Here is a 14,648-nt window from a genome sequence, read left to right as displayed (position 1 = left end):
AAGCACTAGATCACATCAACGTAAGGCAATATTCATGAATGCAATGAGTTTTTTAGTCAGCACCCTGTTTGACTTGTACCTAATGGTCGTCATTCTTCGTTTTTGGCTACAACTTGCAAGAGCGGATTTTTATAATCCATTTAGCCAATTTGTTGTTAAAGCGACACAACCCATAATCGCCCCAATGCGTCGACTATTACCCTCAGTAGGACGTATAGACACTGCATCAATTTTACTGGCTTTAATCGTTGTTCTCGTAAAAATGTTAGTACTTACTTTCATTGCCGGTGCAACAGTAGACATGATTACCTTATCACTGTTTTCTGTCGTCTCTGTGGTAAAACAAGCTGGTGTATTACTATTTTGGATGTTACTTATCCGGGCAGTATTAAGTTGGTTTAATCAAGGCTATAACCCAATCGTTATGGTGATGACACAGCTAACCGAACCAATCTTGGCGCCTGTGCGCAGAGTTATTCCTGCGATTGGTGGCTTAGATTTATCTGTCTTAGTGGTATTTATTGCAATGAACTTCATTAATATGTTGTGCGCGCAATACATTCCATTTTGGGCAATCATTTAAATATCGAATACTTCTAAAGAATGAAGCCAGTCAGCTATATTAATGATGAGCAGCAAGGTGACTTGCTGCTTTTTATCTATGTTCAACCAAAAGCAAGCCGCGATCAAATCGTCGGCTTACATGGGGATGAATTGAAAATAGCCATTACAGCGCCACCGATTGACGGTAAAGCCAATGCTTATTTATCTAAGTACCTAGCTAAAGCCTGTAAAGTGCCTAAAAATCAGGTACAGATCCTCAAAGGTGAGCAAGGGCGACATAAACAAATAAAAATATGTCACCCCAAGGTAATCCCTGCGGAAATAGCCGCACTTTTATAACAGACTCATCTATACCAGCGTTATGGCTCACGCCCGCTAAGGACAAATTATGTTTCAATTAATGCGCTTATGTCGCTCTTTCTTATCCATACTGTTGTTATGCCTTGTCACTGTCTGCAATATTGGCCAAGTCCATGCAGAGCAAAAGCAACAAGTCGGCAATTTCGATATTCATTATATGGCTCTCAGTAGCACGTTTATTACCCCTGAAATCGCAAAAATATATGGCATAGAGCGCAGCCGTTACAATGGCTTCGTTAATATTACTGTATTGAATACTAACCAAGATGGCTATCCTGCTGTTCCCGTTGAAATATCTGGCATCGCCAATAATTTACTTGATGCACGTGTCACACTTGATTTTAAAGAGATCCGTGAAGGTAAATCGATTTATTACATCGCAGAAGTACCTTATCGTGACGACCAAGAAGTCAATTTCACCATTGCCATTAAGTATGGCAATCAGTTAAACACTTCGTTGAAATTCAAACAAAAGTTCTATGTAGATTAAATCATCGATAACAAGCGATAAAAAGCCTAGAGCGCTGCGCTACTGGACGCTTCGCGGCTAGAAGCTGTAAAATAAAAAGACACAGCAAAAAGAGTCGGTGACGAGCGATATCGAGCCATGGCAAGCCAAAGCCTTGTCACCCAGCGACTCAATCTTAGCCGCGAAGCTGTCCCTAGCAGGACCCTGTCCGTCCTAGAAGCAAAGCGCACTATCCGCGTAGCGGCCTAGCCACTCCCGTAGCCTATCGCGGGGTAGTTAGCGTATAATAAACGTAAATTTACCCCAACCTTAACTTAGACATATGCAAACTCAAGCCAAACAACAAATTGTTCTTGCCAGTGGCAACAAAGGCAAACTTGCCGAATTTGATCAAATGCTGACAGCATTTAATATTGAAGTATTACCACAGAATCAATTTAACGTGACTGAGGTTGCTGAAACTGGCACGACGTTTGTTGAAAATGCCATCATAAAAGCGCGTCATGCCGCTGAAATAACCGGTAAAGCAGCTATTGCGGATGACTCAGGTATTGAAGTTGATGCGCTACAAGGTCAACCAGGGATATATTCAGCTCGTTACTCTGGTGAGAATGCGACTGAAACCAGCAATTACCTCAAGTTACTCGAGGCATTACAAGGTGAAACGCTTCGTTCTGCCCGTTTCCAATGTGTGCTTGTGTATTTGCGTCATGCTAAAGATCCTACACCAATCATTTGCCAAGCCTCATGGGAAGGTACAATAAACCATGCCCCACAAGGTGAACACGGCCATGGCTATGACCCGGTATTTATTCCCCAAGGTTTTGATTGCTCCGCAGCAGAATTAACCCGTGAGCAAAAAAATGCCCATAGCCATAGAGGTAAGGCACTTGAACTGCTAGTGAGTGCCATGAAAGCACAAGGGATTATTTCATCGACAAATACATCAATTAACACTTTGGATGATAATCAATAAATGACATTGCAATTACCACCGCTTAGTTTGTATATCCATATTCCTTGGTGCGTACAAAAATGTCCTTATTGTGATTTCAACTCCCACGGTCAAAATGGTGAGTTACCACAGCAGCAATATGTTGATGTGTTATTGGACGATTTAAAACAAGACTTGGCTTATGTTCAAGGCCGAAAGTTGCATACCATCTTTATCGGCGGTGGAACGCCATCGTTATTTGATGCCAGTCAAATTCAACGTTTGCTAGAAGGCGCGCAAGCTTTAATCCCTTTTGAAGATAATATTGAAATCACTATGGAAGCCAATCCAGGTACATTAGAACATGACGACTTTAGTGCTTACCGTGGTGCGGGGGTCACTCGATTATCGATTGGGGTGCAAAGCTTTTCCAAAGAAAAACTTAATCTGCTTGGGCGTATCCACAACGAGGATGAAGCTAAAATAGCCGCGCAAAAAGCCAAACAAGCTGATTATTTAAGTTTTAATCTCGACTTAATGCACGGTTTGCCTAACCAAAGTTTTGACGAGGCAATGCATGATATCGATACCGCAACAGCCTTAGCTCCGCCGCACCTTTCTTGGTATCAACTCACCATTGAACCCAACACCTTGTTCCATTCAAAGCCGCCACAATTACCCGACGATGAGAACTTGTGGCAAATTTATGAGCAAGGTCAGCAGCGCTTGGCGGCATTAGGCTACGAGCAATACGAAATATCGGCCTATGCCAAACCTGGATACCAATGTCGCCATAATCTAAATTATTGGCAATTTGGCGATTACCTCGGTATAGGTTGCGGTGCTCACGGCAAAATCACCCTGCCCGACTCAAATCGGATTGTCCGTACCGTTAAAATAAAGCACCCTAAAGGTTACCTAGCGGCGGATAAATATACTTTTGAAACCACTGATGTCATTGAAGAAGATCGCCCATTAGAATATTTAATGAACCGCTTAAGATTAATGAAGCCAATCCCTAAAACAGAATTTGAGCAACGTACAGGACAATCTGCAGAGGTCGTAAAATTGGGAATGCAAAAATCAATTGAACGGGGATTATTGACCGAAACCACAACACATTGGCAATTAACACCTAAAGGCCACATGTTTGTAAATGATCTCTTGTCTCAATTTATTTAAGCAGTCTATTTAATAACACACGATGACTCGCGGTTTACTTTCCAGACCAGTAACTGCGAGTTATACCAATCTCATTAAATATCTGGTCAGTTCACATATTTAATAGGATTGGTATTAATCCTCAAACAGTCCCACTGCAACCTCAATTCACTGACGTTAAAACACACTTTCTAACATTTCTGTTCACATTTTTAGACAAAGCTTGATTAGGATATGCGCCTATAACTAAGATACTTTGGAAAGATATCAATGACTATTAAAACTAAAACAACCCTCGTTGCTGTCGCGTTATCAAGCCTTTTAAGCGCATCAGTTATAGCCCATTCGAATAACATGCCACAATTGAACTCGCAAGAAAGTGCCATAAAAGCAAGCCAACCATCAGAGTCAGAAAAGGCTAATGCATTATTTGAAGCCATTTTTATGGAAAATGTGATGGCGAATCCGGTTAACCAAACTTACCTTGGTATCAAACAAGATTACGGCAAATGGAATGACTTATCAGATACTGCTGCCGACGCAGATTTAGCGCGCACTAAAGATCAACTTGCGAGGCTAAACCGCCTTGATGTCAATAAACTCAATGAACAAGCTGCGTTAAGTTATGAGCTATTAAAAATGAGTTTAGAACACAGCATTGCGGATGACCAATGGCGTTATCACACCTATCCTATTAACCAAATGTATGGTGTCCACTCAAAAGTGGCTTCATTTCTTATCAATCAACATCAAATAACTGATGAGAGCGATGCCAAAGCCTATATCAGTCGCTTAAATGGGATACCAACACTACTATCGCAATTAGAAACCTCATTAGACATCCGTGCTAAAAAGCATATCATCGCGCCAAAATTTGTATTTGCCTATGTGATTTCAGATAGCAAAAACATTATAAATGGCGCACCATTTTCTGATACTGGAAAAGATAGCGCTTTATGGGCAGATGCGACACGTAAGATCAATAAACTCAAAATCTCTGATGACAGTAAGCAAGCTTTATTGACCGAAGTTAGACAAGCCCTGCTTACTAAGGTAAAGCCTGCATATGAGCAATTAATTACCTATACCAAGTCACTTGAAGCACGTGCAGATACTAAAGATGGTGTGTGGAAACTGCCTGAGGGAGAGGCGTTTTACAATAACGCTCTTGCCCGCACCACCACAACAAACATGACTGCAGACACCATCCATAAGCTTGGTTTAACTGAAGTTAAGCGTATTCATGATGAGATGCGGGTTATCATGAAAAAACTAGGTTTTACCGGGAGTTTGCAAGAGTTCTTTGTTTTTATGCGCGATGATAAACAATTTTATTATCCTAACACCATAGAAGGTAAAACAGCGTATCTAACCCAAGCCAAGTCGCTGATCGATACTATGGAGTCTCGTTTAGACGAAGTGTTTACCATTAAACCTAAAGCTGCGTTAGTGGTGCGAAAGGTTGAAGCATTCCGAGAAAAATCAGCTGGTAAAGCATTTTATGATCAGCCCGCACCAGACGGCTCACGCCCTGGCAGCTATTACGCCAACCTTTACACTATGGAAGCAATGCCAAAGTATCAAATGGAAGCTCTGGCTTACCATGAAGGGATCCCAGGACATCACATGCAAATTGCCATTGCACAAGAATTACAAGGCATTCCGAAATTCCGTAAGTTTGGTGGCTATACTGCTTATATTGAAGGCTGGGGGCTTTACTCAGAGTATTTCCCTAAGGAAATGGGGTTTTATGCCGATCCTTATTCTGACTTTGGCCGTTTATCAATGGAGCTATGGCGCGCATGCCGTTTAGTGGTTGATACTGGTATACATGCTAAAAAGTGGACTCGAGAACAAGCAATCGCTTATTACGTTGAAAATACACCTAATGCTGAATCTGATGCGATAAAAATGGTCGAACGTCATATTGTTATGCCATCACAAGCAACGGCATATAAAGTCGGAATGATTAAGATATTACAGCTACGTGAGCAAGCTAAAAAAGCATTAGGTACTAAGTTTGATATTCGTGAATTTCATACCTTAATCTTAAAAAATGGTCCATTGCCATTAGATATACTTGAAGAACAAGTAAATAAGTGGATTGAGAAGGTTAAATTACAGTAATTTAATCGTAATAATGAAACAAATGGCAACTCTAGGTTGCCATTTTTTATCGCTTTCCACAAAAAAATAACCCCAGAACAAAGTCTGGGGTAAACCAAAAAAACTAGGATGATGGTTTTAAGGTTGGCATTGTTTTAGTTTGTAACAATCATTGCCAACACTGATCCAAAACTTGCAATAATGCCGATTTGTACGCCTCTCTGGAAAGGGGTCATTTTTCAGAAAAACGTTTGGTTCAAATCATTTTGAATCAACTCACTACCATTGTATTGATATAAGAACAGAGTTCAACCATTTAACAAATGTAAATCACTAACCTCTTGATTAGTAAATCGCATATTAACAGAAAACATTATATTCAATCACAACAAAATCAAATGCTTAACCTGCCACTACAGGGCGAGAGATAGCGCTGTTTCAAACAAAGAACAATGTTTTCACTTTTTACTTACGAAGTTTATACAAATGGTCATACTTAGCGTCCCAATATGGCGGGCTACCAATATGAGTTTTGATAAAATCAATAAACGCACTCACCTTTGGAGCTAAATGTTTACGGCGTGGGTAAACGGCTTGCAATGGCAGATTATGAGTTAATTGCCAGTCGGGTAACAAAGGCACTAATGTCCCTTGGGCAATTTCATCTTCCAGTAAATAACTGGCTAGATATACAATACCTAAACCACTTACGGCTGCAGATTTTAATGCCGGGGCATTATCAACACGGAAATTACCTGACACCCCAATTTCACAATAATCTTCGCCCTTTTTAAATTGCCAAACACTGTGTTCATGCCATTCACCTTGGTACACTAAACAGTTGTGTTCAACCAACTGTTCAGGTCGGCTAATATTGCCATGCTGAGCAATATAACCTGGGGATGCCACGAGCAAAAACTGGCATTTCATTAATGGTCTAGCCACCATGCCTAACGGTAATTGTTCAGACATAGTTAACAGTAAATCTAAGCCTTCACTGACAACATCAACTTTGTGATCAAGTAAACTCACTTGTAACTCAAGTTCTGGATGTTTCGCCATGAATTCCGGTAAAGCTGGAATAATATGCATAGTACCAAATGATTGCGATATCCCGACTTTTAACACTCCGCGAGTTGCATCATTTAAGTTATGCACACTTGAGACCGCTTGCTCAGCATCTCGAAGTAGCTCTTCACCTTGTAAATATAGTAAGTTACCGGCTTCAGTCAGACTTAAGCTACGTGTCGTACGTTGAATAAGCTGCACACCAAGTTTATGTTCAAGATCTGCAACTTGAGTACTCACTTTAGATTTAGAAATACCAAGACGTCTGGCGGCTGCACTAAAACTTCCTGCTCGTGCAACATGAGTAAAAATTGCGATAGGTTCTAACAGTTCTAACATGAAAGTCGCCTTAAGCTGTTTACGACATTAATAAAAATTTCAGATTTTTGTATGCCATTGTGAATAACTAAACCTTGTAACATATCGATATCAATATTCAGTTATTATATTTATTCATGCAAAAAGAGCATCAAAGTTAACCAATACTGCAAATCAGCACCAACAAATGACCATTCCGAAATATAACCACATCTAAAGTAGAGTGTAATTTTGTTATAATTTTTATGAGTATAACAAAAAAAGCCCATATGGCTCTATATTTATAATTGACAATTTTTTTATCAGAACAAAGCAACGCAAGCTATAGCGGTGAAATCGGTAAATTAGCCAGGTAAAAAAAGCCCCTGTGTCTTCAAAAAGAGTACAGGGGAAAGTCAGGAGTCTGGAAAGGGAGATTGAAAAAAATAATTTTTATATTTACTCCTTTAACTCACCTAGTTTAGCTAATGTATAAGGTGCTAGTTCTGGAATGGCTTTCCGCACTTGGCTTTCTAACACCAATAATCCTTCAAAATTGTCACATACTTTATTTGCTCGCTGCTCAAGTCCCTGCGATTGCGATTCAAATTGTTGCTCAATATCCTTACCAATATTTTCCATTTTTACTGAAAAGGCATTTATTTTCTCTTCAAATGTCCCGCCTTCTGAAGACATGATTTGACTGCCTAATGTCATCATTAATGTGCCCATTGAATTGGATACCATTTGTTCTACTTCTTGCTCAAACTCTTCATTAAATGCATGTTCTATTGAAGAGTCAGTTGAACCTAGGTAAAATTTATCGCCTTGTTGATATGCCATAGTATCAATACGTTTTTGAATACCACGGGTTAATGTTTCAATTTGACTACCTGTTGCATCACCAAAAATGGGCGTTAGCGCCATATTAATCGCTTGAGAGGCCATGGAAACCACATCCGCCACCAAATCAATCACGTCAGGCACTTGTCGTGATAACTCTTCAGAATACTGTGTAAGTAATGCCTGTTGCTTATCGTTTAGGGTGACTTTTTTGCCATCAACATATAATTGCCCCAGTTCAACACGGTACTTCTCTGTACCATTATCGCTAAGCTGTAAATTTGAAGGTTCAACGGTAACGTCGTAGTTTAATGTGACGTCACACTTTTCATCATTAATTGACATTTTTGCCATGGCAGGAGTGGATACAACGGCAGTAAATAACACGCTGGTTAATGCTAAACCACAAATCAATTTTTGTTTGGTCATAATAAAAGTCCTTTTGCAAAACGAATATCAATGAAGTATTAGTTAATGTGAAGCATTAGTTGTGCCAAGATAAATAAAACACTATTTTACAAACACTTAAACCACTAAATACTTATAGGAATAGATTTAAAATTGAGAAAATGAATGAGGATATGCATTTATTTGTAAAATAAACCAAAAAGTAGTCTATTTTACAAATATAGATGTGACATTAAAAAATAGAGCGACCTAGTGTTTGACTTAACAGTTCGAGCATGGCCGTTCCAGCCAATGAATTACCATTTTTATCAAGCTCTGGAGACCATACACAAATAGACATGTCGCCAGGAATAACCGCAATAATGCCGCCTCCAACACCGCTTTTACCGGGCATACCCACTCGATAAGCAAACTCACCTGCGCCATCATATAAACCAGATGTCGCCAGTAATGCATTGAGTTGTCGAGTTTGTACAGGCGACACTAAACTGTCACCATCAAGTGTCTTACCACGATTAGCCAAATAGAACATTGCACGAGATAAGTCTGCACAGTTCATTCTTAGCGCACAATAATGGAAATAGGTTTTAAGCACCGTATTCACATCACCATCAAAATTACCAAATGACTTCATTAAATAGGCAATTGAAGCGTTGCGAGCACTGAACTGGAACTCCGAATCAGCGACAACCTTGTCGTAAGATAACGTTGGGTTTTGACTTAATTGACGGACAACCTCAAGCATACGATGCTTAGGCGCCCCTAAGCGTGCGTATAACAAGTCAGCAATCACCAATGCACCAGCATTAATAAAAGGGTTACGAGGTTTACCACGTTCTAATTCAACCTGTACGAGTGAGTTAAATGAATGCCCTGAGGGTTCTTTACCCACACGACTCCATATTTCGTCTTCGGTATATAGATTAAGCGCTAAAGTAAGGCTAAAAACTTTTGAAATACTTTGAATTGAAAAAGGTTCTAAATAATCACCAGCCCCCATTGTTTGGCCGTCAATGGTTGTCACTGCAATTCCGATTTTGTTGGGGTCAATACAGGCAAGCGCAGGAATATATCCTGCGACCTTGCCTTTACCCAATAGCGACCTGACTTTATCGACTGCTTGTTGAAGTAATAATTGTTCGGGCAATTTGACCTAACCCCACCAAATATCAAACAACTCACTCACATTAAGATCAGTTACTGGCTTGTCTTTCCAAAATGCATTGACTGCAGCAATATCATCATCAGTACATTTGCCAATCATTTGGGTCGCAATAATACCTTCCCATTGTTTATGTCCACCGCCGTGGAAACCTAATTGACGAGGCTCAATCACTTCAGCAATAAACTGATCAACTAAATTATCGATATCTTCTTCAGATACAGATTCATCAAACGTCCAGTTAAGTTCAAATCCTAACTCTTGAAACTCATCAACCCGTAACTTTTTACGTAAACGACGACTGCGGTTTTGCGCCATGGTGCATTCTCCAATTGTTGAAAGTGTAGTTGTGATTAAGCGATACGCTCAAACATGATATCCCATACGCCATGACCAAGTCGGTGGCCTCTAGCTTCAAACTTTGTTAGCGGACGATGCTCTGGACGTTCGACAACGGTACCCGTTTCCGATTGATTTTTATAGCCATCTGCAGCATTCATTATCTCTAACATATGCTCGCTGTAATTTTCCCAATCTGTCGCCATATGAAACACACCACCAATTTTAAGCTTACGACGGATAAGTTGCACAAACTCAGCTTGCACAATTCGGCGTTTATGGTGACGTTTTTTATGCCATGGATCAGGGAAAAATAATTGTACTCGCGCAAGAGAGCCATCGGCAATACTGTGTTCTAACACTTCCATTGCATCATGATGATATATTCGTAAATTAGTGACGTTAGCTTCACCCGCATCCGCAAGACACGAACCAATACCAGGTTTATGAACTTCGATGCCAATAAAGTTTTGCTCTGGGGCTGCTTGGGCCATTTGGACTAATGATGCGCCCATACCAAAACCAATTTCCAAAACGGTATTCGCATCGCGACCAAAAACGTGGGCCAAATCCAACGGTTGTGGAGTATAATCAAGGCCCATAGTTGGCCAATATGCCTCAATTGCTTGAGATTGACCTTTAGTTAATCGGCCTTCACGTAAAACAAAACTTCTGATTTTACGAATATACTTACCGTCTTCGTTAAATTCAGCTGTGGTAACGTCGCTCATTATTGCCTCATTGCTTGCATACTTTACGTAGCGTATTTGTTGTAGCAACTGGCTAGGTAGCCTGTCGCTATTTGTTAATACACTACGTCATTGCTATCTGTTATAGATCATTTTAAAAATTCAGTTAGCCATTATACCTAAACTCGTAGCACATGTTTACGCTAAATTAGACAAGATCATATGATTCTGCTCAGCTCACGATATAAAGCTAAAACACTTTGCCTACTTGTTTAATAAAATAGCTATAGATACACTGCGCCCATGAAAAAAGAGACTTCGTTTGCCGAGCATATTATCGCTTGGTACGACCTACATGGTCGTAAAACCCTGCCATGGCAGATTAACAAAACGCCCTATCGAGTTTGGGTGTCGGAAATTATGCTCCAACAAACCCAAGTAGCAACGGTTATTCCATATTATGAAACCTTTATGGCTAGATTTCCGACGGTAGTAGACCTTGCCAATGCACATCAAGATGAAGTTTTACACTTATGGACTGGACTAGGTTACTACGCCAGAGCGCGTAATCTACACAAAGCGGCGCAGCATATTCGTGATGCCTTTAATGGTACGTTCCCGAGCCACTTTGATGATGTCGTCGCACTACCAGGTATAGGTAAATCCACTGCTGGCGCAGTGTTATCCTTATCACTCGGGCAACACCACTCGATTTTAGACGGTAATGTAAAACGAGTTTTAGCGAGACACAGTGCTATTGCAGGTTGGCCCGGACAAAAAAATGTTGAACAACAATTATGGCAATTAACCGATGCATTAACACCAGCCAAAAATGTTGAAAAGTTTAACCAAGCAATGATGGATATTGGCTCAAGTGTTTGTACTCGCAGTAAACCCAATTGTGCCGTTTGCCCAGTAGCAATTGATTGTGTCGCTCAACAAACGGGGCACCAAAGCCAATACCCGGGTAAAAAGCCTAAAAAAGTCACGCCAGAAAAGTCAGCTTTTATGCTGGTTTTAGTCGATAACAGCGCAGACTCGGTGAAAGTTCAGCTTATCCAACGTCCACCCGCGGGTATATGGGGAGGCTTATGGTGCTTTCCGCAATTTGAACACAAAGCAGCATTAGATGATTATTTATCGCTACACAATTTAATTGCATCAGATCAAGGGCTAGCAGGATTTAGGCATACTTTTAGTCACTTCCATCTGGATATTCACCCCGTATTAGTTGAATTATCTGACGAACACCCAACAGGCATCATGGAACAAACCTCGGCTCTCTGGTATAACATAGAGCAACCTGCGAAAGTCGGGTTGGCAGCTGCCACAGAACGTATTTTGGCTAATTTAGCCGTACTTTTCGCGACACATTAGTTTTTACAATAATTAAAGTTAGTAAGGAATCATCATGGCTCGCACAGTTCACTGTCAACATCTCAATAAATCAGCTGACGGCTTAGATTTTCAGCTTTATCCTGGCGAATTAGGTAAGCGTATTTTCGACAATATCAGTAAAGAAGCATGGGGCTTATGGCAAAAAAAGCAAACTATGCTCATTAATGAAAAGAAGCTCAATATGATGAATGTCGATGATCGCAAGTTTCTTGAAGAGCAGATGACGCACTTCTTATTTGAAGGTAAAGATGTCGAAATCGAAGGCTATGTTCCGCCAGCTGAAGATGAGTAACGAACCGATATAAACAATCATGTTGTCAAGATAAAGCCGCTTAGTTTAGCGGCTTTATCTATTTAATAACTAACCAGCGAGGTTATTGCTTAACGCCTTCTACTACTAATGCTAATTCAACATTAGCAGAGGCTGGGCCTAAATCCATTTTGACACCAAAATCTTTCATTGCAAAAGTAGTTGTACCACTAAAACCTGCACGATAACCGCCCCAAGGGTCTTTACCTTCACCAATAGCAACTGCATCGATTGTTAAAGGTTTTGTGACGCCATTTAAGGTAAAGTTACCATTAATGACAAACTGATTGTTACCTTTATCAACTATAGATGTCGATGTAAAAGAAGCTTCTGGGAATTTACTGGTATTTAAAAAGTCTGCACTGCGTAAATGCTTATCACGCTCGGCATGATTAGAATCTACACTGTTAGTATTAATTTTAACATTCACTTTGGCATCAGCCACTTTGTTAGCATCAAAACTAAAGTCACCAGAAAACTCATTAAAACGTCCTACAACAAAACTATAACCCAAATGGCTTACGCTAAATTGAATCGATGCATGTGCACCTTGAGTGTCGATAACATAGTCGGCAGCATTAACAGCAACAGGTAACATAAACGTTGACCCTATTAGGGCTGCTATAAGGTGTTTCTTCATGATTTTTATTCCTTTAAGTTAAATAGTTAGGTAAAGCTTTTTTTGTCAAAAATCACAACCAGGCTTGTTGATTTATCGTGGTTGAAACATCAGCAGGCCCAAATGCATTAGAGAATAAGATGGTGCAATTACTTGCTAATACGACTCGGTATCAGCATTCGCTTGAGGGTGTTATCTTTATCAATCACATGATGCTTTATCGCCCCCGCAGCATGTAAAACAACTAGTCCGATTAAGCTATAAGCAAGATACTGATGTATTAGTCCCGCGATATCTGCTTGGTCCTCAATAAAGGCATTAGGAAAAGGCACCGCAAACCAGTCAAAAATCCAGATATCTCTACCATCAGCGGTTGAAATCATAATGCCTGAACACATGATCAGTAGCATAAGCGTATAAAGGAGTGTGTGCGCCCATTTCGCCAAACGTTTTTCCCATTGCTGATGATTCGGTAGCGGTTTAGGGGTGTGAGATATCACTCGCCATACTAATCTTAACAAGGTCAATCCAAGTAAAAGCAGACCGACACTTTTATGAATATGGGGTGCGGTTTGATACCAACTACTGTAGTACGTCAGCTCGACCATCCAATAACCCACACTAAAAAGGCCAATAACTGCGATAGCAGACAACCAATGGATAAAAATGGTGACCAGCCCATAGCCCGCTAAAGTGTTTTTAAACATGTCTTGCTTTCCTTGGTAAAAGTCACAACATCTTAACGTCATTTTCCGGAAAGAAAATCAGTAAAAGTAGCCAATATCATTCGATAAAATAGAAACAAACATAAATGCCCTAAATTCACTATCAGAATGGGGATGATTAAAGGCAATATAAGTCAATTATGGTTGTTAAATAATCGAGATATCACCCATCACTATGGGCAATAATTTTTGTTTTCGAAATAACAACACCTTAAGCACTGTTAATTAAGATGTTTCAACCTACAAAAAAGTTCGCTTATTTACATGTAAATTTATTATTCGTCAGCCTCCTACATTGAAATGGGTGTTCAAACGATAAAATTAACTAAAAACACACAACACAATAAAATCCATCAGCGTTCTTGCACTCTCGCAATAGAAAATTGCGAAGTCTATACTACCTTGCTAACGCAAAAAATGACCTCTTGTATTAAAAACAATCAGAAAGCGATAAAAAAGCCCCCATTTGCACATTAACTAGCCGAACAAGTAAAAACATTTGAAAAACCACTTGCACGATAAAATCCATCACTATATTATGTGCGCACTCCAGACGAGACAGGCATTGATTACCAAGTTAATACCTAGTTTGAAGTAGCTAACTAACGCTTAGTTAGTTGCCCGAATAGCTCAGTCGGTAGAGCAGAGGATTGAAAATCCTCGTGTCCCTGGTTCGATTCCGGGTTCGGGCACCACAATTTAGCCGGCATAGCTCAGTTGGTAGAGCAACTGACTTGTAATCAGTAGGTCCCGAGTTCGACTCTTGGTGCCGGCACCATAAAAACAAAAACGCCACTCTTTGAGTGGCGTTTTTGTATCTGTAATATTAGTTGAATGAAGTATCTATATTCATACCAATCCGCATTAGAATATGATCTATTTTAATAAGGATTGGTATCAAATGTGTTATACACGTTCCAGTAATGATGTGATCAGAGCCACTCAGCTTTTTCGGTTTGAGACGTATTATACCAATCTCATTAAATATCTGGTCAGTTCAGAGTCTCTCAGTTTTTTCAATTCAAGGCACATTGATGTAGAAATGGTTGTTCCCTTTTAAATCGATGTAACACAGAAGTGGAATACCTGAGAGACGCCATTCTGGCGGGTTTCAAAGTCCTTTATGCTTCGTTAGATGCTTTCAAAATACGACTGCATGGTCTATTTTTTTCCATAAAAAATAACACATTCCCACC

Annotated in this window: 15 protein-coding genes and 2 tRNA genes; 10 read left to right on the top strand and 7 right to left on the bottom strand. The window is 40.0% G+C overall.

Features of this window, described 5'->3' with window-relative positions:
- Positions 1–34 precede the first annotated feature (34 nt).
- From ACWXWT_RS03720 to ACWXWT_RS03695, 6 genes are all read left to right on the top strand, one after another.
- On the top strand, positions 35–583 hold the full coding sequence (locus tag ACWXWT_RS03720; protein WP_456040264.1) for a YggT family protein: 549 nt from the start codon (positions 35–37) through the stop codon (positions 581–583).
- A 20-nt stretch (positions 584–603) separates the two neighbouring features.
- A complete protein-coding gene (yggU, locus tag ACWXWT_RS03715; RefSeq protein ID WP_456040263.1) occupies positions 604–903 on the top strand; it encodes a DUF167 family protein YggU in 300 nt (99 codons plus the stop codon).
- 49 nt (positions 904–952) lie between these two features.
- Positions 953–1,414: a DUF4426 domain-containing protein gene (locus tag ACWXWT_RS03710; RefSeq protein WP_456040262.1), complete on the top strand. Its 462-nt coding sequence runs from the start codon at positions 953–955 to the stop codon at positions 1,412–1,414.
- Between the two features lie 301 nt (positions 1,415–1,715).
- Positions 1,716–2,369, top strand: a complete 654-nt coding sequence (rdgB, locus tag ACWXWT_RS03705) for an RdgB/HAM1 family non-canonical purine NTP pyrophosphatase (protein ID WP_456040261.1) — start codon at positions 1,716–1,718, stop codon at positions 2,367–2,369.
- Positions 2,370–3,509 carry a radical SAM family heme chaperone HemW gene (gene hemW, locus ACWXWT_RS03700; protein WP_456040260.1) on the top strand — a complete coding sequence of 380 codons (1,140 nt, stop codon included), beginning with the start codon at positions 2,370–2,372 and terminating at the stop codon, positions 3,507–3,509.
- A gap of 249 nt (positions 3,510–3,758) precedes the next feature.
- The gene (locus tag ACWXWT_RS03695; protein ID WP_456040259.1) at positions 3,759–5,615 is read left to right on the top strand and encodes a DUF885 domain-containing protein; all 1,857 of its coding nucleotides are present in this window, start codon (positions 3,759–3,761) and stop codon (positions 5,613–5,615) included.
- A 444-nt stretch (positions 5,616–6,059) separates the two neighbouring features.
- Here the strand turns inward: ACWXWT_RS03695 and ACWXWT_RS03690 are convergent, their stop codons facing one another.
- The 5 genes from ACWXWT_RS03690 to trmB form a co-directional block, all read right to left on the bottom strand.
- Positions 6,060–7,001, bottom strand: coding sequence for a LysR family transcriptional regulator (locus ACWXWT_RS03690; protein ID WP_456040258.1), 942 nt, complete (start codon positions 6,999–7,001; stop codon positions 6,060–6,062).
- Positions 7,002–7,418: 417 nt separating this feature from the next.
- Entirely contained in the window at positions 7,419–8,231 is an 813-nt protein-coding gene (locus ACWXWT_RS03685) for a YggN family protein (RefSeq protein WP_456040257.1), read from the bottom strand.
- Between the two features lie 211 nt (positions 8,232–8,442).
- A complete protein-coding gene (gene glsB, locus ACWXWT_RS03680) occupies positions 8,443–9,357 on the bottom strand; it encodes a glutaminase B (protein ID WP_456040256.1) in 915 nt (304 codons plus the stop codon).
- 6 nt (positions 9,358–9,363) lie between these two features.
- On the bottom strand, positions 9,364–9,690 hold the full coding sequence (locus ACWXWT_RS03675) for a YggL family protein (protein WP_456040255.1): 327 nt from the start codon (positions 9,688–9,690) through the stop codon (positions 9,364–9,366).
- Between the two features lie 35 nt (positions 9,691–9,725).
- A complete protein-coding gene (gene trmB, locus ACWXWT_RS03670) occupies positions 9,726–10,442 on the bottom strand; it encodes a tRNA (guanosine(46)-N7)-methyltransferase TrmB (RefSeq protein WP_456040254.1) in 717 nt (238 codons plus the stop codon).
- 261 nt (positions 10,443–10,703) lie between these two features.
- On the opposite strand from trmB, the gene mutY reads away from it, so the two are divergent.
- On the top strand, positions 10,704–11,777 hold the full coding sequence (gene mutY / locus ACWXWT_RS03665) for an A/G-specific adenine glycosylase (RefSeq protein ID WP_456040253.1): 1,074 nt from the start codon (positions 10,704–10,706) through the stop codon (positions 11,775–11,777).
- Positions 11,778–11,811: 34 nt separating this feature from the next.
- Entirely contained in the window at positions 11,812–12,090 is a 279-nt protein-coding gene (locus ACWXWT_RS03660) for an oxidative damage protection protein (RefSeq protein ID WP_101086395.1), read from the top strand.
- An 82-nt stretch (positions 12,091–12,172) separates the two neighbouring features.
- Here the strand turns inward: ACWXWT_RS03660 and ACWXWT_RS03655 are convergent, their stop codons facing one another.
- Both ACWXWT_RS03655 and ACWXWT_RS03650 read right to left on the bottom strand, forming a co-directional pair.
- A complete protein-coding gene (locus ACWXWT_RS03655) occupies positions 12,173–12,748 on the bottom strand; it encodes a YceI family protein (protein WP_456040252.1) in 576 nt (191 codons plus the stop codon).
- A 128-nt stretch (positions 12,749–12,876) separates the two neighbouring features.
- The gene (locus ACWXWT_RS03650) at positions 12,877–13,434 is read right to left on the bottom strand and encodes a cytochrome b (protein WP_456040251.1); all 558 of its coding nucleotides are present in this window, start codon (positions 13,432–13,434) and stop codon (positions 12,877–12,879) included.
- A gap of 637 nt (positions 13,435–14,071) precedes the next feature.
- Here ACWXWT_RS03650 and ACWXWT_RS03645 point away from each other — a divergent pair.
- Together ACWXWT_RS03645 and ACWXWT_RS03640 are read left to right on the top strand one after the other, a co-directional pair.
- A tRNA-Phe gene (locus ACWXWT_RS03645) sits at positions 14,072–14,147 on the top strand.
- A 7-nt stretch (positions 14,148–14,154) separates the two neighbouring features.
- Positions 14,155–14,230, top strand: a tRNA-Thr gene (locus ACWXWT_RS03640).
- Positions 14,231–14,648 lie beyond the last annotated feature (418 nt).

Source organism: Shewanella sp. A22, assembly GCF_053850585.1.
The sequence above is the reverse complement of the archived record's forward strand: the minus strand, read 5'-3'. Positions and strand labels throughout refer to the sequence as shown.